The organism is Oceanospirillum sanctuarii, from assembly GCF_002150805.1.
Classification (GTDB): Bacteria; Pseudomonadota; Gammaproteobacteria; order Pseudomonadales; family Halomonadaceae; genus Oceanospirillum; species Oceanospirillum sanctuarii.
Genome location: NZ_MTBA01000003.1, coordinates 308,207 through 330,873 on the forward strand (window position 1 = coordinate 308,207; position 22,667 = coordinate 330,873).

The 22,667-nt window shown below is 51.0% G+C and carries 19 protein-coding genes; 10 read left to right on the forward strand and 9 right to left on the reverse strand.

Annotation, left to right across the window (positions count from 1 at the left end; translation table 11 throughout):
- Positions 1–264 precede the first annotated feature (264 nt).
- The 5 genes from BV405_RS05185 to glnG all read left to right on the forward strand — a co-directional run bounded on the left by BV405_RS05185 (position 265) and on the right by glnG (position 6,359).
- Positions 265–1,314: a tRNA (5-methylaminomethyl-2-thiouridylate)-methyltransferase gene (locus BV405_RS05185; RefSeq protein WP_086479804.1), complete on the forward strand. Its 1,050-nt coding sequence runs from the start codon at positions 265–267 to the stop codon at positions 1,312–1,314.
- A 187-nt stretch (positions 1,315–1,501) separates the two neighbouring features.
- Positions 1,502–1,732, forward strand: coding sequence for a sulfurtransferase TusA family protein (locus BV405_RS05190; RefSeq protein ID WP_086479805.1), 231 nt, complete (start codon positions 1,502–1,504; stop codon positions 1,730–1,732).
- Positions 1,733–2,009: 277 nt separating this feature from the next.
- Entirely contained in the window at positions 2,010–3,416 is a 1,407-nt protein-coding gene (gene glnA, locus BV405_RS05195) for a glutamate--ammonia ligase (protein WP_086479806.1), read from the forward strand.
- A 449-nt stretch (positions 3,417–3,865) separates the two neighbouring features.
- Complete coding sequence (gene glnL, locus BV405_RS05200; protein WP_086480144.1) at positions 3,866–4,948, forward strand: nitrogen regulation protein NR(II); 1,083 nt, start codon at positions 3,866–3,868, stop codon at positions 4,946–4,948.
- Positions 4,932–6,359, forward strand: a complete 1,428-nt coding sequence (gene glnG / locus BV405_RS05205; protein ID WP_086479807.1) for a nitrogen regulation protein NR(I) — start codon at positions 4,932–4,934, stop codon at positions 6,357–6,359. Before glnL ends, glnG begins: the two co-directional genes overlap by 17 nt.
- 110 nt (positions 6,360–6,469) lie before the next feature.
- On the opposite strand, the gene BV405_RS05210 is transcribed toward glnG, so the two are convergent.
- On the reverse strand, positions 6,470–6,934 hold the full coding sequence (locus tag BV405_RS05210; RefSeq protein ID WP_086479808.1) for a tRNA (cytidine(34)-2'-O)-methyltransferase: 465 nt from the start codon (positions 6,932–6,934) through the stop codon (positions 6,470–6,472).
- A 233-nt stretch (positions 6,935–7,167) separates the two neighbouring features.
- On the opposite strand from BV405_RS05210, the gene BV405_RS05215 reads away from it, so the two are divergent.
- Positions 7,168–8,796, forward strand: a complete 1,629-nt coding sequence (locus BV405_RS05215) for a methyl-accepting chemotaxis protein (RefSeq protein ID WP_176330056.1) — start codon at positions 7,168–7,170, stop codon at positions 8,794–8,796.
- Positions 8,797–8,977: 181 nt separating this feature from the next.
- Positions 8,978–9,325 carry a cell division protein ZapB gene (locus BV405_RS05220; protein ID WP_086479810.1) on the forward strand — a complete coding sequence of 116 codons (348 nt, stop codon included), beginning with the start codon at positions 8,978–8,980 and terminating at the stop codon, positions 9,323–9,325.
- Between the two features lie 187 nt (positions 9,326–9,512).
- On the opposite strand, the gene rimI is transcribed toward BV405_RS05220, so the two are convergent.
- The 4 genes from rimI to BV405_RS05240 form a co-directional block, all read right to left on the reverse strand.
- Positions 9,513–9,965 carry a ribosomal protein S18-alanine N-acetyltransferase gene (rimI, locus tag BV405_RS05225; RefSeq protein WP_086479811.1) on the reverse strand — a complete coding sequence of 151 codons (453 nt, stop codon included), beginning with the start codon at positions 9,963–9,965 and terminating at the stop codon, positions 9,513–9,515.
- Positions 9,966–9,994: 29 nt separating this feature from the next.
- Entirely contained in the window at positions 9,995–10,849 is an 855-nt protein-coding gene (locus tag BV405_RS05230; protein WP_140054473.1) for an RAD23 family protein, read from the reverse strand.
- 158 nt (positions 10,850–11,007) lie between these two features.
- Positions 11,008–12,555, reverse strand: a complete 1,548-nt coding sequence (locus tag BV405_RS05235) for a 2-isopropylmalate synthase (protein WP_086479813.1) — start codon at positions 12,553–12,555, stop codon at positions 11,008–11,010.
- A 182-nt stretch (positions 12,556–12,737) separates the two neighbouring features.
- Positions 12,738–12,947, reverse strand: a complete 210-nt coding sequence (locus BV405_RS05240) for a hypothetical protein (RefSeq protein ID WP_086479814.1) — start codon at positions 12,945–12,947, stop codon at positions 12,738–12,740.
- 168 nt (positions 12,948–13,115) lie between these two features.
- Here BV405_RS05240 and BV405_RS05245 point away from each other — a divergent pair, with 168 nt between their 5' ends.
- Positions 13,116–14,168 carry a thioredoxin fold domain-containing protein gene (locus tag BV405_RS05245; protein ID WP_086479815.1) on the forward strand — a complete coding sequence of 351 codons (1,053 nt, stop codon included), beginning with the start codon at positions 13,116–13,118 and terminating at the stop codon, positions 14,166–14,168.
- A gap of 27 nt (positions 14,169–14,195) precedes the next feature.
- A complete protein-coding gene (locus tag BV405_RS05250; RefSeq protein ID WP_086479816.1) occupies positions 14,196–15,038 on the forward strand; it encodes a TlpA disulfide reductase family protein in 843 nt (280 codons plus the stop codon).
- Between the two features lie 80 nt (positions 15,039–15,118).
- Here BV405_RS05250 and BV405_RS05255 read toward each other — a convergent pair whose 3' ends face one another.
- Positions 15,119–15,877, reverse strand: a complete 759-nt coding sequence (locus tag BV405_RS05255; RefSeq protein WP_086479817.1) for a hypothetical protein — start codon at positions 15,875–15,877, stop codon at positions 15,119–15,121.
- Between the two features lie 361 nt (positions 15,878–16,238).
- On the opposite strand from BV405_RS05255, the gene rapA reads away from it, so the two are divergent.
- Positions 16,239–19,112, forward strand: coding sequence for an RNA polymerase-associated protein RapA (gene rapA / locus BV405_RS05260; RefSeq protein ID WP_086479818.1), 2,874 nt, complete (start codon positions 16,239–16,241; stop codon positions 19,110–19,112).
- A gap of 110 nt (positions 19,113–19,222) precedes the next feature.
- Here rapA and BV405_RS05265 read toward each other — a convergent pair whose 3' ends face one another.
- From BV405_RS05265 to BV405_RS05275, 3 genes are all read right to left on the reverse strand, one after another.
- Positions 19,223–19,879 (reverse strand): hypothetical protein, encoded by a 657-nt coding sequence (locus tag BV405_RS05265; protein WP_086479819.1) that lies wholly within the window; start codon positions 19,877–19,879, stop codon positions 19,223–19,225.
- Positions 19,880–19,989: 110 nt separating this feature from the next.
- Positions 19,990–20,580, reverse strand: coding sequence for a hypothetical protein (locus tag BV405_RS05270; RefSeq protein WP_086479820.1), 591 nt, complete (start codon positions 20,578–20,580; stop codon positions 19,990–19,992).
- 588 nt (positions 20,581–21,168) lie between these two features.
- Positions 21,169–22,557 (reverse strand): HD-GYP domain-containing protein, encoded by a 1,389-nt coding sequence (locus BV405_RS05275; protein ID WP_086479821.1) that lies wholly within the window; start codon positions 22,555–22,557, stop codon positions 21,169–21,171.
- Positions 22,558–22,667 lie beyond the last annotated feature (110 nt).

Genomic DNA, 22,667 nt, shown 5'->3' on the forward strand with positions numbered 1-22,667 from the left:
AATAAAAAGGTTGGAAATTGTACACACTTTACCGTTGCGGTTATATGAATTTCTTTACTCCAGCCTCATATCTCCGCACTTCCTGCCAATCAATCCAGCAAGTTTTAAGCAAAAACAATTGCTTACAGGAAGGTGGAAACCCTGGTTCACAGGCACCGGACAAAAAGTCGCTATTTTAACTTTCTATCTCGTCACGATCCGGTAAAATCCAGCGTTTTTTGTCGGTTCCGACACTTATCACTGCTTTCAGAAAATGGGTGAGACATGACCAAACAACGCAAAGCCGTATCTCTGATTTCCGGCGGACTGGATTCCATGCTGGCTACCAAAGTCATTCAGGAGCAAGGAGTTCACGTAGAAGGGATCAACTTTTACACCGGCTTCTGTGTCGAAGGGCACACTCACGCCATCCGTAAAAAAGATAAAGAAAAGCAGAAGAAAAACAGCTCCCTATGGGTGGCTGAGCAACTGGGTATCAAGCTGCACATTATCGATATCTCTGAAGAGTACAAAGATATCGTTCTGAACCCTAAGCATGGCTATGGTCAGAACCTGAACCCATGCCTGGACTGCAAAATCGATATGGTCAGCCGCGCATGGCAGTGGTGTCAGGATAACGACTTTGACTTTGTAATCACCGGCGAAGTGGTTGGTCAGCGTCCTAAGTCTCAGCGTAAAGAGACCATGCCGATCATCGCCCGTGAATCTCAGATCGAAGATCGTCTGGTGCGCCCATTATGCGCTCAACACCTGACTGAGACACTTCCGGAGCGTGAAGGCTGGATTAAACGTGACGAACTGTATGATTTCCACGGTCGTAACCGTAAGCCGCAGTTCGCACTGGCTAAAAAACTGGGTATTGAAGAGTGGTCACAGCCTGCTGGTGGTTGCTGCTTCCTGACCGACGCCAGCTACAGCAAAAAGCTGCAGGATCTGTGGGATGCCCGCGGCGAGCGTCGTTACGAAGTGGATGACATCATGCTGCTGAAAGTGGGTCGCCATATTCGTCCGGCGAAAAATTTCAAACTGATCGTCAGCCGTGAAGAGGGTGAAAACAACTTTATGCGCGGTTACCGCCCGCAGTTCACCTACCTCTATCCAACCAGCCACGGTGGTCCACTGACTCTGATCGACGGCACACCGACTGAAGAAGATCTGGAACTGGCAGCGCGTATTGTTGCCCGCTTCAGTCAAGGTCGTGATGCTGAGAAGGTCACGCTGGAGGTGGTACGCGAACACAATCAGCCAGCACAGGTTGTTCACGTTAAGCCTATGCCGGCAGAAGAGATCCCTGAAGAGTGGTATATCCACTAATTCAACGGGGCTTCAGCCAAGTATCAAAGAAACGCACCTGATCACTCTGGTGCGTTTTTTTTCGCCCTTTGTCTAAAATAGGGCCAACTGCACAAATAGTGCGCGCCCGGGTTTCTGCCAAGCGCCCTCTTTTAAAGCCGGGTGTGCACCAGAAATCACGTAACTGTTTCCAACTGAGAGAATTTCCATGAGCCAACACGAACTCAACGCCCGCAACCTGCTGTGTCCGATTCCGGTAATCCGAACTCAGAATAAAATCAGTGAGCTATCTCCCGGCGACCTGCTTGTGGTTTACTGCACCGACCCCGGTACTCTGCACGATATCCCAGCCTGGTGCCGGGTTCATGGTCATACTTTAGTCTCAGCAGAAGAGCAATCTGATGAGATTGTGATTACCATTGAGGTTAACGACGCATAGCCTGCACCATAAAGAACCACGAAGCATTGCAAGCGCACCAAAATAGCGCACAAAGAACGCTATAACCTGCGCCAAGAGTAAACAGAGATCCCGTAAGAAACCGTATTATCAATATAAGGCATTGGTATTGCTCAGTTTTTAGCAAATGGCATCCAACTTGCTTCATAGATAATAAATATGAAAAACCTGCCAACAGGTTTTCAACTATCCGAGTAAAAAAACGATTACGTCAATCGATTTTGACAACAAACGCGAAAGCTCCATTGGAGGACAAGCAATGTCAGAGAACACCCTTAACCTGATTAAAGAACATGACATCAAATGGGTTGACCTGCGTTTTACCGACACTAAAGGTAAAGAGCAGCACGTAACTATCCCTGCGCGCTACGTTGACGAAGAGTTCTTCGAAAACGGCCAGATGTTTGATGGTTCTTCTATCTCTGGTTGGAAAGGTATTAACGAATCAGACATGATTCTGCTGCCAGACGACAGCACTTGCTTCATCGACCCGTTCTTTGAAGACAAGACTCTGGTTCTGCGCTGCGACATCATCGAGCCTGCTACCATGCAGGGCTACGAGCGTGACCCACGTTCTGTTGCTAAGCGCGCAGAAGAGTACCTGAAGTCCACTGGTCTGGGTGACACTGCTTTCTTCGGTCCTGAGCCTGAATTCTTCATCTTTGACGACGTTCGCTGGGACTCCAACATGTCCGGCAGCTTCGTGAAAATCGATTCTGAAGAAGCAGCATGGAACTCTGAGAAGTCTATGGAAGGCGGCAACATGGGCCACCGTCCACGTGTTAAAGGCGGTTACTTCCCGGTTCCTCCAGTTGATTCCGTTCACGACATCCGTGCCACTATGTGTAACGTGATGGAAGAGATCGGTCTGAACGTAGAAGTTCACCACCACGAAGTTGCAACTGCTTGTCAGAACGAAATCGGCGTAGCGTTCAACACTCTGGTTAAGAAAGCTGACGAAGTTCAGATGCTGAAATACGTTGTTCACAACGTTGCTCACGCTTATGGCAAAACGGCTACCTTCATGCCTAAGCCAGTTGTTGGTGATAACGGTTCCGGTATGCACGTTCACCTGTCTTACTGGAAAGACGGCGTGAACCAGTTCGCTGGTGATCAGTACGCAGGTCTGTCTGAAGCTGCTCTGTTCGCTATCGGCGGTATCATCAAGCACGCTAAAGCACTGAACGCTTTCTGTAACCCAGGCACCAACTCTTACAAGCGTCTGGTTCCAGGTTTCGAAGCTCCTGTTATGCTGGCTTACTCTGCCCGTAACCGTTCTGCTTCTCTGCGTATTCCTTACACTTCAAGCCCTAAAGCTAAGCGTGTTGAGGCTCGTTTCCCTGATCCAATCGCAAACCCATACCTGTGCTTCTCTGCACTGCTGATGGCTGCACTGGACGGTGTACAGAACAAGATCCACCCTGGCGATCCAGCTGATAAAGATCTGTACGATCTGCCAGCTGAAGAAGCAGCTGCGATCCCAACTGTTGCTGCATCTCTGGAAGAAGCACTGGCATGTCTGGATGCAGACCGTGAGTTCCTGACTAAAGGCGGCGTATTCACTGATGACATGATCGATGCGTACATCGAGCTGAAGAAAGAAGACGTTGCACGTGTAAACATGACAACTCACCCAGTTGAGTTCGATCTGTACTACAGCGTGTAAGCTGACGGCAGCGTAAAAGCTTCCGCTCTTCATTGAAGAGACTTAACCCCTGTCCTATGGCAGGGGTTTTTTTATGCCTGAGAAAAACAAAACCCAACAGCGCACTAAAATAGTGCGATACTCGTACAGACCTGAAAAGGATCAATCAGCGCTGATAAGGGATTTTTAGTTATTTCAACGCTCGGCAAAACATAGCAACCAAGGCTGATAATCAAAATGCCCAAGGATAGGTCAGCCATCACACGCAGAAAGCACGCCATTGCACTATAGTTGTGCGTAGCGGGTGCTTCTATGCAGAACTTATCTGACAGTAGTAAGCCCAACCAGCGCCGGAGGCAGCGGCAACTCTACCAAGCTGTTATTTTTTCAGAAACTTTTTCTTACTGGTGCAATTTTTGCTGTATCAGCAGAAACAGTACTGCATCAGTCAACGCCCCGGAGGGACAGGCGTGAGCAAAACCGATAATCACAAACTACTGCTCGATAATCTCAGCACAGCCATTATTCAGGTAGACCGGCAACTCTGCTTAACCTACCTCAATCCTGCGGCTGAGATGCTGTTCGCCTGTGGCGCGAGCCGTGCTATCGGTTTACCGGTTGATCAGCTTTTCTTTGAAAGCGACGGCACACCGGAGGCCTGGAAACAGGCGGCAGATGCGGGCCATCCTTTCACCAAGCGTGAATGTCAGATTGTGCTGCCGAACGGCACTCAGAACATCGTTGATTACACTGTCAGCCCGGTGCTGACACCAGAAGGCTATTGTCTGGTGGTTGAGCTCCAGCCCAGAGACCGTCTGCTGAAAATCAGCAAAGAGGAAGAGCTACTGGCACAACAGGAAACCCTGAGAACTCTGGTTCGGGGTATGGCTCACGAAATCAAAAACCCGTTGGGTGGTATTCGTGGTGCAGCACAGCTGCTTGAGCGTGAACTGCCGAACGAAAGCCTCAAGGACTATACCGAGGTGATTATCAGCGAAGCGGATCGTCTGAGAAATCTGGTAGACCGCATGCTAGGGCCACGCAAAATGCCGGATCTTAGCCAGCTGAATATCCACAAGGTTCTTGAGCATGTTTATGCCCTGATCGCTGCAGAGTCCGATGGCAGCATTCAGTTGGTTCGGGACTACGATCCCAGCCTGCCGGATCTGACCGGTGATCAGGAGCAGCTGATTCAGGCCACACTGAACATTGTCCGTAATGCGATGCAGGTGCTGGAAGAAACGGACCAGCCGGAAAAGCGCATCACTTTCCGAACCCGTGCTAAGCGCCAGTTCACCCTGGGCGCGGAACGCCATCGCCTGCTGTGTCAGGTAGAAATTATTGATAACGGCCCCGGTATTCCGCCGGAGCTGATGGAAACACTCTTTTATCCTCTGGTAACCGGCCGTGCTGAAGGCACTGGCCTTGGCTTATCCATTGCCCAAACGATTCTGCATCAGCACCACGGACTGATCGAATGTGAATCGACCCCGGGGGAAACTCTTTTCAGACTTTTGATTCCGTTGGAGCAGAAAAATGACCAAACCCTATAACGTATGGATTGTCGACGATGACCGCTCTATCCGCTGGGTACTGGAACGCTCGATGGAGCAAGAGGGCATGTCCGTCAAAGTGTTCGAGCGCGCCGAAGGTGTTCTGAAGGCATTGGCCAGCGACGCACCGGATGCCATCATCACCGACATCCGCATGCCCGGCATGGACGGTCTGGAGCTGCTGGCTCAGATTCAGGAGCAGCAACCTGCTCTGCCCGTTATCGTGATGACCGCCCACTCCGACCTTGAAAGCGCCGTTGCTTCCTATCAGGGCGGTGCCTTTGAATATCTGCCCAAACCTTTTGATGTTGATGAGGCAGTCGCTCTGGTTAAACGCGCCATCAGCCACGCCAGAGAGCAGGAACATCCCATCGGCGAGGTAAAACCTCTGCCCAGTACCGAGATCATCGGTGAAGCTCCTGCCATGCAGGAAGTTTTCCGCGCCATCGGCCGTCTCTCTCACTCCAATATCACCGTACTGATCAACGGCGAATCCGGTACCGGTAAAGAGCTGGTGGCCCATGCGCTGCACCAGCACAGTCCGAGAGCAGGCAACCCCTTCATCCCGCTGAATATGGCGGCGATTCCGAAGGATCTGATCGAGTCCGAGCTGTTCGGTCATGAGAAAGGTGCCTTTACCGGTGCCAACACCCAACGGCGCGGTCGCTTTGAACAGGCTGACGGCGGTACTCTGTTTCTGGATGAGATCGGTGATATGCCTGCCGATACTCAAACCCGGTTACTGCGTGTTCTGGCCGATGGCGAGTTCTATCGTGTTGGCGGCCACACCTCGGTTCAGGTCGATGTACGTATCATCGCAGCAACCCACCAGGATCTGGAAACGCTGGTTCAGGAAGGACGCTTCCGTGAGGATCTGTTCCATCGTCTGAATGTTATCCGGGTACATCTGCCCAAACTGAGCGAACGACGTGAAGATATTCCCCGCCTGTCGGAATACTTCCTGACCAAAGCCGGTAAAGAACTGGGTGTCGAACCTAAAATCCTGTTACCGGAAACCATCGATTATATGCAACAGCTAAGCTGGCCGGGTAACGTGCGCCAGCTGGAAAATACCTGTCGCTGGATCACCGTGATGGCCTCTGGCCGTGAAGTGCATCAGGACGACCTGCCGCCGGAACTGATGGAGCAGAAACAGAGCGAAGGTGCCGGTAACAGCCGCTGGCAAAGTGCCCTGCACCTGTGGGCGGATAACGCCCTGAGCGAAGGCCGCAAAGGTATTCTGGATACCGCCGTACCTGAGTTTGAGAAGGTCATGATCGAGGTTGCCTTGAAGCACACCGCAGGTCGCCGCCGGGATGCTGCGGAGCTTCTGGGCTGGGGCCGTAATACCCTAACCCGCAAGATTAAAGAGCTGAACCTCGAAACCAGTGGCGATGATGATGAGCATTAAGCTCTGCTTAAAACGCTGAAGCTTTACGGTAGAAAAAAATCCCGTCAGTCTGAATCAGAATGACGGGATTTTTTTATTAGGCTTGTTTCCTGCTGAAGCTGACAGGTCTCTTAAACCGCACCCTCAAATCCTGTTTGCCGCCAGGCTTCATAGGTAATAATCGAAACCGCATTAGACAGGTTCAAACTGCGACTGGTCGGCATCATAGGAATCCGAAGCCATTGGGCTATATCAAACTGAGCCAATACCTCAGCCGGTAGCCCCCGGGTTTCCGGACCAAACAACAAAACATCACCCGCCTGAAAGGCCATATCTGTGGCAAAACCTTTCGCCTTAGTGGTACAGGGAAAAATCCGCTTGCCTTCCATCGCCTGCATAAAGGCTGCAAAGTCCGGATATCGGGTCACCAGTGCCAGATCATGGTAATCCAGACCCGCACGGCGCAGCTTTTTCTCTTCCAGATCAAAGCCGAGAGGCTCAATCAGATGCAGACGGCATCCGGTATTGGCACAGAGCCGAATGATATTACCGGTATTGGGTGCAATCTCAGGCTCATACAAGGCCAATTCAAACATCAACTTCTCTCCAAATCGTCCCAAAGGCCTATTAAGCCTTGGTCTTATAAAAATATTAAAACAAAACCGTCATAAGATTTTTTAATCAATTTCATGACCAAAAAAGGCAAAATCTGACAATAGATCTATACTAAATACAGTTTATTAGGGATAGAATGAACTACAAACGCACTAATTTAGTGCTCTATAAAAATAAGAACTACCTATTCCAATCTCTCTTGAGGAAACCAACCATGCTAAGTCAACTCTCAGTCGGCAGGAAGCTGGCTCTTATGTTGGCGATCCCTATCGCCGGACTGTTCATCCTGTTCTTTATGGCCAAATCCGAACTCGATCATTTCGATGAAGGCGTCGATACCATCTACGAGGACAGGGTGGTTCCCCTGAAATACCTTTACGAGATAAGCGTTGATTACGCTGTCTTTATTATAGATGCCGTCAATAAAGCCAATGCGGGTCAAATGACGACTGAAGATGCCATATCCGGCATAGACAGCGCGTCAAAGCGTATCAATGAAAACTGGAAGCTCTACACTTCAACCCAACTGACCAGTGAAGAAGCCCGACTGGTCAAGGAAGCCGAACAGCTGTTCATTCCAGCCAATAAATCGATCACTGAACTTCGCAATTACCTCTCCAGTCGGAGCGGTATGATTCCAAATCAGCTCAATAATTTCGATGGTGAATTATATGCCACTATCGATCCTATCAGCGACAAGATTGCCGAGTTGTTAGCCCTGCAATTAAGAGTCGCAGGCGAAAAAAGAGAAGCACTTAAAGAAAGCTATAACGCCAATACCATTATGGTGGTGATAGGCCTCTTCATTATTATCTCCACCGTTGTTGGTTTGGGTCTTCTGGTTGCCCGCGCAATTACCGGCCCTCTGGCCGAAATGCGTGACACCATTAAAAATATTGAGAAAAACCACGACCTGACCCTGCGGGTTCCCGCTAAAGGCACGGATGAAGTTGCCCAGATCGGTCAGGCGGTTAACGGCATGATGACCCAGTTCCAACAGCTGGTTCAGCAGGTGCTGCAATCCGTCAATCAGGTTTCTCAGGAAGCAGATAATCTGGCACAGGCCAGTCAGCACACCAGCGATGGCATGATTCGCCAACAGGCTGAAACCGATCACGTCGCCACCGCAATGAACGAGATGGTTGCCACGATTCAGGAAGTTGCCCGTCACGCGTCTGAAGCTGAAAGTGCAGCACAAACCACCCGGGCAGAATCGGAGAACGGCGATCAGATCCTGCAGGAAAATAACCGCATCATCGAATCTCTGGCAGAAGAGGTTGAGAATGCCGCTAAGGTGGTTTCCTCACTGGAAAGCGAAGCCCAAAGCATTGCCCTGGTGATCGATGTGATCAAAGGCATTGCTGAGCAAACCAACCTGCTGGCATTGAATGCTGCCATCGAAGCCGCCCGTGCAGGCGAACAGGGACGCGGTTTTGCCGTAGTTGCCGATGAAGTTCGCAGTCTGGCGCAGAAAACCCAGGAGTCTACTCAGGAGATCGAGGAGGTTATCGCCCGGGTTCAGGAAGGCAGCCGAGACGCAGCCAAAGTGATGGAACGCAGTCAGGAGCGCGCCCGTGCCGGTCTTGAGCAGAGCGCCAAAACCAGTGAGGCACTGGCTCAGGTAACCCACCATGTCACCCTGATCAGCGATATGAACAGTCAGATCGCAACGGCAGTTGAACAGCAAAGTGCAACCGCTGACGAGATGAACCAGAGCGTGGTGAATATCGCAGAAGTCACCCGTGATTCCACCGCAGCCTCCCATCAAACTGCAGCCGCCAGTGAAGAGCTTTCCCAGCTCTCCACAGAGCTGCACGGCATGGTCTCCCGTTTTCAGGTCTGATAACTTGAAAACAGCTGACTGAATCCGGTATCCGGCGTAAAAACCTGCTTTTTCCGCCGGATACTTACTCCTATAATGGAAAGAGTTACAGTCGTCGGTTTTATTTGTTATCCACCGGTAAACGTACACATGCGCTGTGAATAAAAACTTTATTCACGATAAGCACTTAGGAGTGTTAGATATGAGTCTGGATCTGCTAAACGAATTGGAAAAACGTGTTCAGTCTGCGGTAAGCACTATCGAAGATCTGAAACTGGAAATTGAACAGCTCAAGGAAGAAAACGCTGCGTTAACCTCAGAAAAGGATGCCTGGGAAGGTCGTTTGGCTGAACTGCTGGGTAAGTTTGATCTGATCGACAGTGCGGATTCCGATGTAGCAGAGGTCGTTTCTGAAGAATCCGAAGAAGACGCTTTTGTTGCTGATAATCAGGAAGATACTCTGGCCAATCAGGCCTTCGAACAGGACTTCGCTGAAGCCACTGAAGAGCCTGAACAGGGCAACAACTTCGGTAGCAACAACAGCTTCTAAGCCTTCATGGCTTGCTGCTAGTCAGCTTTTCTCAAAAGCCTGAAAGCAAAAAACCGGCTCTTTGCATCCTTTGCCCTTAAGCAAAAATGCAGGCCGGTTTTTTTATATCTGATGATCGGGAAGTGCGGTTTGCAGTCAGAAAGTACTTCGTATCTTGAGTACAAATATAAAGCCTGAACAGCCGGTATCAGAGCTTGGTAAGATCGCAGGACATCAGTACCGCATTCTCACGCCCTTCGCCGGGCACGGCATAATAATCCTTGCGGACACCATCTTCGGTAAAACCCAACTTGCGATACAGATGACGGGCAGAGGCATTACTTTCCCGCACTTCCAGCAGAATCAGAGTTAGCTCCTGCTCTTTCGCCTGTTCAATCACTGCCTGCAGTAAAAAGGCCCCAATACCTTGTCCCTGCAAAGTGTCTTGCACAGCGATATTATGCAGATGCCACTCATCAGCGATCTTCTGCAGCATCGCATAACCTACTAATCGCTCCTGAATAAACACACCTAGCAGGGTGTCACCCCGCTGCAAACCCAGATCAAACATCAGGCGGGTCCAGGGAGTCAGGTGAGCTGCGCGCTCAATCGGCATAACGGCATCCAGCTCAAGAATACCGACTTCACGAATCTTCTTCATATCAGGCGACTATTTCCTGTTCGATGTTCTTAATGACTGTTTGCGGCTGAATGCTGTTTACGCTCCAGCAGACGGTAGAGCAGCTGACGCTTCTCATCTGCCTGCTTCATAACGCCGGTCAGACTCACCGGATGATGTAATGCAATGTTCAGCAAGCCCTGACTTTCCGCAATCAGCTCAGGCAACTCACCAAACCACCAACACTCCTGATTCGGCTTACAACCCAACCGGGCACCACCCAGAAGGGCACGGAATACCTGCACAAACTCCTGTTCACGACAAACAGCCGGCATACCTGCCAACGGCCAGACAAAAGGCATACTAACCAGGGCTTCATTAAAGCCCACCAGCTGCAGCATCGACTGAGCAAATGGCAGGAACAACTGCTCAGAATCACCATGCTCACCAAAGTGACTGACGATCAGTGGGCGGTCGCCCTGCTGACGGATAAACACCAGCTGAAGATGCTCCGGCACTCGGTTAACCTTACCGGCAGATACCGCTGCCAGTGCATCCATAGGATCCGGCGATTCTGCAGGTTCGTTCGGAGCGCTCGTTGGTTTGGTCAGGGGGCTGGTCTGAGCTCCGGTCTGAGATGAAGTCTCGGCAGCAGCGCCAACCTGAATAGCTGGTGGCTCGCTCCTCTCCCGGGAAGGAATACTAACCGCCGATGGCATTTCTGCCGCAGCCTGAGGTGTCCCTGCTGGAACTGAATCCGCCTGAAGGTTTGCCCTGGGGCGTAAACGATCCAGCGGAGAAACTTGCTTTGGCCCCTCGTGATAGAAATACACAGACGGCCGTGCACCGGGCAGAGGCTGCCGGGGCATCCAGCTGACAACGCCAAGCTGGTGAAGATAATCGAGCCGTTGGTTTTCGTTAAGCACGGGGTAATAACATCCTATAAAACGAGTCAGCCTTAGGGTTTCACCAAAGGCTAGGAAGCAATAAAAAAAGCGACAGGCATTATACCTGTCGCTCCCTTCATTGAATATCTAACTGAACGAAAAGGGTGCTTCCCTATCCCCCAGCATAGGACCGCCGCTTAGACAGCAGCCCCCTGTGGGTGTTTACGCTCAACCTGACTGACCAAAGCATTCAGCGCATGAACATAGGCTTTTGCTGAAGCAATCACGATATCGGTATCCGCTCCCAGACCCGTTACCAGACGACCGGCCTTATCCAGACGCACGGTCACCTCACCCTGAGAATCCGTACCGCTGGTGATCGCATTCACCGAGTACAGCTCCAGTACGGTATCGCTGTTGGCGATCTTCTCAATCGCTTTAAAGGTCGCATCAACCGGGCCGCTGCCTTCAGACTCTGCTGCAACATCTTCACCATCAACACTCAGCACGACCTTGGCCACCGGTGTTTCTCCGGTTTTCGACTGTACCTCTAAGGTCTCCAGTCGATAGCGCTCAACCGCATTAGCTACCCGGCTATCACTGACCAGCGCCTGCAGATCTTCGTCATAGATCTCATGCTTTTTGTCCGCCAGCTGCTTAAAGAGGGCAAAAGCATGGTTCAGCTCCACCTCGGACTCAAAGCTGATCCCCAGATCCGTCAGACGGGAGCGGAAAGCGTTACGACCGGAGTGCTTACCCAGCACGATAGCATTGGTGTTCCAGCCCACATCCTGAGCTTTCATAATTTCGTAGGTTTCACGGTGTTTCAGCACGCCATCCTGATGGATACCGGATTCATGGGCGAAAGCATTTTTACCCACAATCGCCTTATTCGGCTGTACCGGAAAACCGGTCACTGTGGACACCAGTCGCGAGGTTGGCACGATATGCACCGGCTCGATCTGGGTTTGTACCGTGAAGATATCCGGACGGGTGCGGATACCCATCACCACCTCTTCCAGAGAGGCATTACCGGCACGTTCTCCGAGACCATTGATGGTACATTCCACCTGACGGGCACCAGCCTGAACTGCCGCCAGAGAATTAGCCACCGCAAGCCCTAAGTCGTTATGACAGTGCACCGAGAAGATCGCCTTATCGGCATTCGGAATACGGTTCAGCAGCTGTCTGATGGTATTGGCAAACTGATCCGGAATGGCATAACCCACGGTATCCGGAATATTGATGGTGGTAGCGCCGGCATCGATAGCAGCTTCAATAATACGGCAGAGGAAATCGATCTCGGAACGACCGGCATCCTCACAGGAGAATTCCACATCGGAGATCAGGCTGCGGGCTTTTTTCACCGCGCGCACCGCCTGCTCGATCACCTGCTCCGGCTGCATCTGCAGTTTGTACTGCATGTGGATTGGCGAGGTGGCAATAAAGGTGTGAATACGTCCGGAATTCGCGCCCTTCAGGGCTTCTGCAGCACGCTCAATATCAGCATCCAGCGCACGGGACAAGCTGCAGATGGTGCTGTCTTTTACGGTATCCGCAACTGCTTTCACCGCTTCGAAGTCGCCGGGGCTTGCGATCGCAAAACCGGCCTCAATCACATCCACCTTCATCTTTTCCAGATGCTTGGCAATACGCACCTTCTCATCTTTGGTCATGGATGCGCCGGGACTCTGTTCACCGTCCCGCAGGGTGGTATCAAAAATTACCAGATGGTCGTTACTCATGGTTCTCTCCTGCATAGAAGACGACATCCGTGTCGCCTTCATTTTTATAGTCGTTTTGAGAAGTCTGACGGTGGTTCGTGCCCCGTCAGCCTTTATTTATTAGGGTTCATTTGACTATAACGCTGGTCTCAGACCTTGCCAACCGCAAGCAGAGAAAGAGATTTAACTCAGGATCAACAGGCTTATTCCGGGGTGTTTTTACTCTGCTGTTGCATCAGCTTTTTATTGCGCTCGTAGTGACGGCGCATCCAGATCAGAAAAGCCGACAACAACATCAGTGCCAGCACTAAACCTTGCCAGAAGGTAGCAACCTCATAGGTGCGCATCAGAAAGATCACTATAAAACCGATCAGCTGGCTGCCCACAGCCGCCAGGCGCAAACCATCATTCATAAGCTGTTATCTCTTTTATCCTGTTATGCCCGTCATAGCTGACCGACTAATAAAATCGTGGAACCCTCAGCACGAACTGCGTTCTGAATCAGGATCGTTTACAATGCAACCCAGTATCGTTTCACATTCTCACCCTAAGTGTTCAAATTCAAACATTATGGCTGCCAAATGCTAAGAACAAGATCTTTTGCTGTCGCGTTTTCACTGGCCCTGTTTGGTGCAGGAGCTCACACTGCGCAAGCTAACCTGACCGATAACCAAACTGTACCGGCTCCGGCAACTCAGGTGGCAAACGCAACACCTCAGAATCTGCCGGAAGAGGATATGCCTCTGGCCGATGGTGCTGAGATGGCCGAAGGCAGCGAAAGCATGCTGGAACTGCCCCTCCCCATCGCCCGCGCACTGGAGCAGGGCATGGTACTGGAAAGTCAGTTCAATGCAGAGTCTGATCTGACCGGCTGGGTACTGTCACTGGATGGTCAGTTTACGCTGGTTTACACCACCCCGGATCAACGCACCCTGATCTCCGGCGCACTGATCAATGAAGCTGGCCAGAACCTGTCTGAGCTATACGCACAGCAGTATTTCCCGAAACCGGATATCGCCCTGCTTGAAGAGTCTACCTACATCAGCGTAGGCGCACCGAAAGAGCAGGACCTGCCGGATTCTGCCACGGCAGAAGATGCACCGACCGGTGAACAGACTCTTGCTGAAGGCGAACAGATCTCGGCAGAAGGAGAAGTATCTGCGACTCCGGCAGCAACAGAGAAAACCGTTGAAGCCAAGCGTGTGGTCTATGCCTTCTTCGATCCAAGCTGCCCTTTCTGCCATCTGGCCTGGAAAGCCTTCCAGCCGTATGTGGATAAGGGTGTCGAGATTCGCTGGATTCCGGTTGCCTTCCTGAACCCGGAAAGCCGCGACAAAGCCGCAGCTATTCTGCAGGATCGCAACCCTGAAAACCTGCTGGCTGAAAGCATGCGCCTGTTCAATACCGAAGAGCAGCCAACCACTTCGGTTAAAGAAACCTCACGCCGTCAGCTGCAGAACAATATGAAGCTGATGCAGCGTTTTGGTATTCAGGGCACTCCGGGTCTGATCTGGGCAGATGACAATGGCGAACTGAATATCCGCAGCGGTATGCCGAAGCTGGATGAGTTCTCTCATATCACAGGCCTGCCGGAACAGCCGCAGACCGACCCTGAACTGTTCCGCTTCCGTTAAGCGAACAGCTGAGCTGAAGATTCCGGCATGGATGCAGTTTCACTAGGCCCCTTTATGCTCTCGGCGAAAGCGATCTACCTGATCGCTTCCGTTGTGATCTTCTTTATCGGGGCTGAACTCCTGCAGCGGATCTGGCGCAAACGCGAACCGGATACCCGCCTGAACTTCAGCAACTGGGCACAAAACTGCTTATGGCTGGGGCTGATCTCAGGTCGCCTGACCTATGTTGCTCTTCACTTCGACAGCTACCAGCACGAACCTCTCTCGATTCTCTACTTCTGGCAACCCGGCTACTCGCTGAATGCCGTTTTTGTCGCAACCGTTGCAGTCAGCCTCTGGTATCTGCGAGGCCTTAAACCTCTTTCCGCCGGACTTAGCTGGTTAACAGCCTCTGCATTTATCTGGCTGGGACTCTCGGTACTGGCTCCCCTGAGCGAAAATCAGGAGCGGACGATGCCTGCTCTGACGCTACCGACCCTCTATCAGCACGGCGAGCAGGCGCAGGCTCTGCAACTTGATCAGCAAGAAGGGGCTGTGATTCTCAATCTGTGGGCAAGTTGGTGCGGGCCTTGTCGCCGGGAGATGCCGTCTCTGGTGAAATTTGCCGAAGATCATCCGGAAGTCCGTCTCTGGCTGGTGAATCAGGGAGAATCCCCTCAGATGGTGCGCCGTTTTATAGAAACCAACGACGAGCCGATTCCGGAAACACTGATTCTGCTAGACCCGAACCAGAGCCTGATGCAGGCGATTGAAGGGGTTGGCCTGCCGATCACGCTGGCCTATAAAAATGGCCGTCTTATCGACAGCCATATCGGAGAGGTTAATCACGCCCGCCTGAGGGAGATGGCAAAGGCGATCAGCGCCGATTAGTGGCACAGATCTGATGATACAGACCTGAAGATACAGACCTGAAGATACAGACCTGAAGATTCAGCGTTAGGGGCTAGCCATTAAGGCAGAACCCGGCACTCACTCCATTCACAACGAATCAGCGCCTGTCGATTCAGACCACAGCTGACGTTATAAACTTCCCTTGGCCACTGACGCACCAGAGGCGTTAACTGCGCCTGCTCACACAAAGCCTGTTGCGCCAGACGCTCGGCGATAAACTGGGAGCGATCCGGACTTTGCAGCATCTCATCATCGCTACTGGTTGGCGGATAATATTCTGCAGCCAACTGACTCAGGCGCGGTAAACGCTCAGCCAGATCTTCATCACGATTCAGATCCCGCTCGCCTTGCTTGTATTCCGTCAGCAGGGTTCTGCAGCTTTCCAGATCAGTATCTTCATCCACCAGATCATCACGGTTTTCCTGAGCGGTTAGCGATGCCTGCAAACTAACGGAAAGCCCCAGGGTGGTTTCCGTCGGGTTATAAGCCCGCTCAACGGAATCCAGTACCAGCTTGTTCAGGCTCTGATCTGCGTCCACCACACTCTGACCATTACGCTGCCACCAGACCGTTTGTGCCTCATAAGCAAGCGGCATCAGCTGAGGATGTAAGCGCATACATTCACTGCTGGCCAGGCGCAAAGTGCCGTCTTCGGTCAGAACCCGCTGAATCAGAGCGGCATCTTCCATCTGACGGGCACCGACATCCGGCATGGAAGAGCAGGCCGAAAGCGTTAGCGCCGCAAGGGCTACCCCTAAACCAGTCAAATGGCTTTTACAGGCGACCCTGATCAGATTCTTTGTTTTTAATTCCGTCATAACCCCTCCGGCTCTTTCCTTAAGCTGCCTCGGCTCCTGAATAATAAAACTCGGTAAGCCTGCGCACTGCAGCGTGGACTCTATGGGTAAAAGATTGACTCATTGTGCCAGAAAAAACGTGTTAAAGAGGCAGAAAAAGTGATGTTTTGCCGCGATATCCTCAACGCCACCAAACAGACGACTCAAACCATCTGAGAAAAAGGAATACCTGATACACCCCTTCTGGTGATCTATGCTTGAAAGCGCTGGGGATCGGCGGACAAATCCGTTACCATAGCGCCCTTTTTTTGCACCACCGCTCAGGTTTCAGCCTGAGAAGACAACTCCGTTTGCCAAAATCTATCAGGTTAAAGAGGTAACCATGCTGCCCTACATTCCCGGACAAAGATGGATCAGTGACGCTGAAAGCGACTTAGGATTAGGAACAATTCTGACCTGTGATATGCGAAGCGTAACCGTGCTGTTTCCAGCTTCCGGGGAGACCCGTGTGTATGCAACCCGATCCGCACCTCTGACCCGGGTATCCTTCTCCAGCGGTGACCAGATCGAAAGTCACGAAGGCGAGCGCTTTATCGTTGCTACCGCACTGGAAGAGGATGGCCTCCTGGTTTACATCTGCCTGGATGCCGAAGGTAACGAGAAAGAGGTCCCTGAGACCCACCTCAATAACCACCTGAGCCTGCAGAAGGCCAAAGACCGTCTGTTGACCGGTCAGATCGACCGTAACGACTGGTTCAACCTGCGCTACCGTACCCTACTGCAGAGCGACAAACAGAACCGTGCAGCCATTCAGGGACTGTCCGGTGCCCGCATGGCACTGATTCCGCACCAGCTGTATATCGCTCACAGTGTTGCCAGCCGTTACGCGCCACGGGTTCTGCTGGCCGATGAAGTCGGCTTGGGTAAAACCGTAGAAGCCGGTCTGATTCTGCATCGCCAGTGGCTGACCGGAAATGCCCAACGCATCCTGATTGTGGTGCCGGAGTCCCTGCAGAACCAGTGGCTGGTAGAGATGCTGCGCCGTTTCAACCTGCAGTTCAGCCTGTTCGATTATGAGCGTTGCGCCCAGTATCCGGGTCAGAACGCCTTTGAGCAGGCTCAGCTGGTGATCTGCAGTCTGGAACTGCTGACCGATCACCCGGAACTGCAGGAGCAGGCAGTAGCCGCGCAATGGGACACTTTAGTAGTCGATGAAGCGCACCACCTTGAATGGCATCCGGAAGCACCGAGTAAAGCCTATCAGTGTATCGAACAGCTGGCGGCCGATACCTCCGGCCTGCTGCTGCTGACCGCAACACCGGAGCAGTTGGGCAAAACCAGTCACTTTGCCCGTCTGCGCCTGCTGGACCCTGAGCGTTACTCAAGCTTCGAACAGTTTGAGCAGGAAGAGGGCCAGTACCAGCCGATCGCTGAAGCGGTAGAAGCGCTGGAAGCAATCGCTGATGGCGAACCGGCCACCAAAGCGGTCATCGCCCAACTGCGTGAACTGCTGCCGGAATCTGATGCTCAGGCGCTGATCGAACTGATCGAAAATGACGAGGCCGATCTGGAGCAGATCGACTCCGCCTGCACTCAACTGCAAGGCCAACTGCTGGATCGCCACGGCACCGGCCGCGTACTGTTCCGCAACACCCGTGATACCGTCTCAGGCTTTAAACAGCGTCAGCTGCAGCGCCATGCTCTGGAACTGCCGGAAGCCTATGAACCGCAGATGGGTGCACCGGAATTACAGGCTCACCTGAGTCCGGAACAGTTTATCGAAGATGCTCTGATCACCGATAACTGGGCAAAAGATGACAGCCGTTTCCAATGGCTGCTGGATCACCTGCACAACCATGATGACGAGAAAACCCTGCTGATCTGCCACAGTGCAGCAACCGCTCTGTCTCTGTCTGAAGCATTGAAAGAAGCTACTGGCCTGCACGCTCCGGCGTTCCACGAAGGCCTGAGCATTCTGGAACGTGATCGTGCCGCTGCCTGGTTTGCCGATCACGAAGCCGGTCCTCCGGTACTGATCTGTTCTGAGATCGGTAGCGAAGGCCGTAACTTCCAGTTTGCCCGCCATCTGGTGCTGTTTGATCTGCCTGCCAACCCGGATCTGCTGGAACAGCGTATCGGTCGTCTGGACCGTATCGGTCAGCAACATGATATTCAGATCCACGTACCTTATTTTGAAGAGTCCGGTCAGCAGGATCTGCTGGAATGGTACGACAAAGGCCTGAACGCTTTTGCAGCACCTTGCCCTGCGGCATCAGCTCTGTTTGCCGAGTTTGGCGATGCGGTTTCTGATGCCATCATCAGTCAGGATGCGGAACGTCTTGAAGAGCTGACCGCTGCCACTGCAAGCCGCCGTGAAGAACTCAATGCCGCCATGCAGGCCGGTCGCGACCGTCTGCTGGAGCGCAACGCCTGCCGCCCTCAGGAAGCCAAAGAACTGGTGGACGCTATTGAAGCACAGGATGATCCTGAAGCTCTGAACACCTGGCTGGAAAGCGCGCTGGATATCTTCGGTGTTAACAGCGAAGAAACCGGTGAGTTCAGCTGGCACCTGACCCCGGGTGAGCACATGCTGAACTCAGATCTGCCGGGGCTGGATAACGAAGACGGCTTCTCCATGACCACCAGTCGTGATTACGCTCTGCACCGGGAAGACCTCCAATTCTTCAGCTGGGAACACCCGTTTGTTCAGGCGCTGCAGGAACAGATTGTCTCCGGCAATCTGGGTAACAATGCGGTCAGCATCTTCAAAACCAAAGCACTGCCGGAAGGTACGCTGCTGCTGGAAGTGATCGCAGCGATTCACTGCGCGGCCCCGAAACACCTGCAGATTGGCCGCTACCTGCCACCAACCACCATGCGCTTCCTGCTGGATGAGCGCGGCAACGATCTGGGTAAAAAGGTCAGCTTTGAAGGTCTGAGTCCGAAACTGGATAAGCTGAAAAAAGCGACGTCCCGTGAAGTAGTGAAACTGCGCCAGGAGCAGATCCGCAGCTTAGTGGATACCGCAGAGGAACGTGCCAACGACATTCTGCCAACGGTGATCGAAGAGGCTCAGCTGAAGATGCAGTCTCTGCTCTATCCGGAACTGCAGCGTATGAAAGCCCTGCGCGAAGTGAACCCATCGATCCGTGATATCGAGGTTAAAGCACTGGAGCTGGAATATATGGCTGTCGCCGATGCACTGGAAAAAGCCCGCGTCAGCATCGAAGGCATCCGGGTGATTGTAACGGCATAACGCTGTTGCCAATCAGAAACAAAAAGAGCCGTAAGGATTAACCTTACGGCTCTTTTTTCGGCTACCGAAACTCCTGAACCTTGCCCTGCCTCACACACGGGCTTATCGGTTTAGTGCAACAACCACCAATGATCCGTCTCATCATCTTCAGTAGAGGCAAACCAAAGATCCGGATTATCGAAGTCAAATTCATCATCGGTTTCAGCCCCACCACCGTTAAACCAATACATATAAGGGTGTTTTCGGGTCACATCGTGAATATTTTTTTCGAATGCCTGCTGAAACTTATTCAGACTTTCAGCGCCCCCAGAGGGAATAATCCGGGTTCTGCAGCGGGTTGAAAGACACCGGAACGGAAAGTCTGCTGCAAAACCTGCCACACATTCCGCAGCAGGAGCGCTCTGGTATAGCGTTTCCGGAGCCAGCTGTCTGGCGGCTAAAGCCCCAGTCAAGTCTGCCATATAAATACCACCTTCATGGGGCCGATATTGCGAACCGATAAAGGAATAATTCAGCGTCGCCGTAACCAGCAGGCTCTGATGAAAGCCGTTATCAGACCATTGATAGTTCAGCCTGATATGCGAGAAACCGATATAGTCATTATCAAGGTTTCTCAGCCCAAACAGGAGTGCTTTGGGTTTGCCATAGTCATCTACGTTATCAGACAACTCTTGCCAGATAGGTTGAAAGTTATCCCCCGCAGCTTCCTGCACCACTGGCTTAATACCATCCATGGAAGATGAAAAAATACGATCCAATACCTTCATACAATTACCCTTAGTCCAATATGAGCGTCCAGTCATCATCGAAATAATGTTTAGTTATTGAGGAAATCACCATTTGCCTCATCTGCTGCCTTAACACCCCCTATTTCTCTCTAATAAGAAAAGTGGCAGTTAACATTATCTTCGGCATAAATACTTTGATGCTCAAAGTAAAACACGGGGCTTTTATGGCACATCAGATAGATAGAGTGTGTTAAGGAGTTTCTGAAAGCATTGAACACGACCAGATGTTCTTCATCATGAATCTCAGCATCAAAGCTTAAAACCATACTTCTACCGGACTCAGGCACCTCCACATCATCATCAAATACCGGATCAGGAGAGCACCGATACCACTCCATAGGGAACAGATAATCCTCAACCAACAATTCTGCAGCGTCCTCTGCAAATTTCTTTAAGGCATTTAAGCTTCTATATTTCTCAGTTATAAAAATACAGTTAAGCCTGGCCGTAATATAAAACATTGGATACTCATCTATTTCATACCAATCGTTATCTAACCAGATATTAATAAATCCGATATATTGTGCTCCCTCTTTAAGAGCGAACGTAGTCTGAATAGGATTAAAAGGCGTATCAATGTTTTGCAGTGCTGCAGCTCGACTAAACTCACAAGAACCATAAGCTTCCTGAAATAGAGGCTCCAGTAGATCGGCATCCCGATAAAAAATTCTCTCAACCATAATAAAAACTCCTGACGAATTTGATCTCCCTTTTAAGAAAACACAGGTTCGTAATACGTCAATAGGGTTTTGGATAAATTAATTGTTAAAAAATGTACATTTTTAAGTTGCAATTTTTTAGAGCAATTTTGCTCATTTTTCATACAAAACTTCTCTCTATTTTACAGATAGGATTATGGAGAATTATTTTGTCCCGATTGAGAATTAAAACTTGAAAATTTGATTTTTATCCCGAATATTAAAAAACAAAACTGAAATAAAAATAAAGACCAATAAAAAACTATTCCACCAAAAAAGGTTAAATACAAATGGATAAAATAAAAGAGATAGTCGACCTAATCAATCAAGTTCCGGTCCATTTAGGAACACTGATTGCCTTTGCTGTGATCGCATGCATCTATTTTGGCTTTGATCGACTTGAAGAAATACTGACAGAGAAAAGAAATAGGAAAACAGATCATCAAAAAAATGATTAAATCCATCAAATTGATTTTTTAAATTAAAAATAGATAAAATTAAAATATGACTCACATAAAATAAAAGCCTCAATAAAGAGGCTTTTATATGTTTATTCATAACGCTTACAGGTCATTCATTCGCCATTGCGGCAGCCTGAACTTCTGGCTCAGGGGCTTCCGGATCGATCAGACCAGGGCGGGGTAACAGAGGCTGCATCTTTTTATAGATGGCTTCGATTTTGGTTTTGTCCTCGGCAGGTAGCTTGTCGTTCCAGGAGAACTCAACCGCCAGCCGCCACAGATGACGGAAACGCCAGCGCAGGCAAACCAGAAGCTCTGAAATTTCTGCCATCTCTATCGCATCAATCTCATCTTTATGCTTCTCACCCCAACCCAGCCATTCCGACAGATGTTCCGACCCCATTCCGGCAGAGTCACGCACCCAACGCATCTGTGTAATGCATTCGGATACGCCACGGGCGATTCGGGAGCGCGGGTAATTAGCGGCAATATCAAACAACTCAACGGAGAGTTCAAACAGCTCACTCACCTGAGCGTTCTGGCGGGTAACATCTTCCACATTCACTTCCGGCAGTGCTTTTTCCACATGGGAAGCGATCTTAGGATCTTTCAGAACCGCCAGCAGGGCTTCCACATTGCGCACCCCAAAGGTGCTCATATTCACTTCCAGATAAGCGTTCCAGGCCAGAATGGTTTTGGTTGAGCGTTTGTCATCATAGAAGATTTCAAACAGCTGATCGGAAAGACCAATTAAGGGCGCAATCCAGCTGATCTCTTTCGCCGGTTTCTGGGAAGGATAACCCGAGCGGTCACAGCGCTCCTGATGATCTGCCACGCCGTTGAGAGCATCGGCGTCATAGATCTTGCGGCCTTCCATAATAATACGGGCGACAATCGGGTGGGTTTTCAGCGCGCGCCACTGTTGATAACTCAGACCTTCACCCTTGGTGGCAGCATCCACAGGAATATGCAGCAGGCCGATATCGTGGCCCAAACCCGCAGCGAATGCGGAGAAATAACTCTGATGAGGTAAGCCCTGAATTTTGGCCAGTAGCGGCGTCATCCAGGCGCAGAAGAGGCTGCGTTTATAAACATCCGGCATCACCTTCTGCATAACGGTGAGGCGCTGCAGTACCTGAGCAGGAATCGGCTTCACAAAAAGCAGCTGGCGAATGGTGACTTCAAACTCGAAGTGCTGATGCAGCAGATTGAACTCAGTCTCTGATTCCACCAATTCAAGAATCTGATTAAGGATGTCGTAAACGGTAAGCGCATTAGCAACGCTGATCGACTGGTCGAGTTCTTTTTTCAGCTTGTGCTGAACCAGATGCCCCGCAACCCTTTGGGTGATCACTGCGCCCTTTTTCAGCAGCAGAACACCATGTTCGTTGAAAATATCTTCAGAAGCCGTGGCCGGATTGGTCTTCTCAACATCAGCCAGATGGTTCACATACTCATCGGTCTGATTCAGATCGTATTCGTTATTTTGTTCCGACATCCAAAACGCCCCTAAAGCACTTTACGATAAGCCACCACGGGATAAGCCTCCTCGGGATGAAGATTGCCCGGCTTAGTTGTAATTATTTCACTCCATAATAACAAACAAAT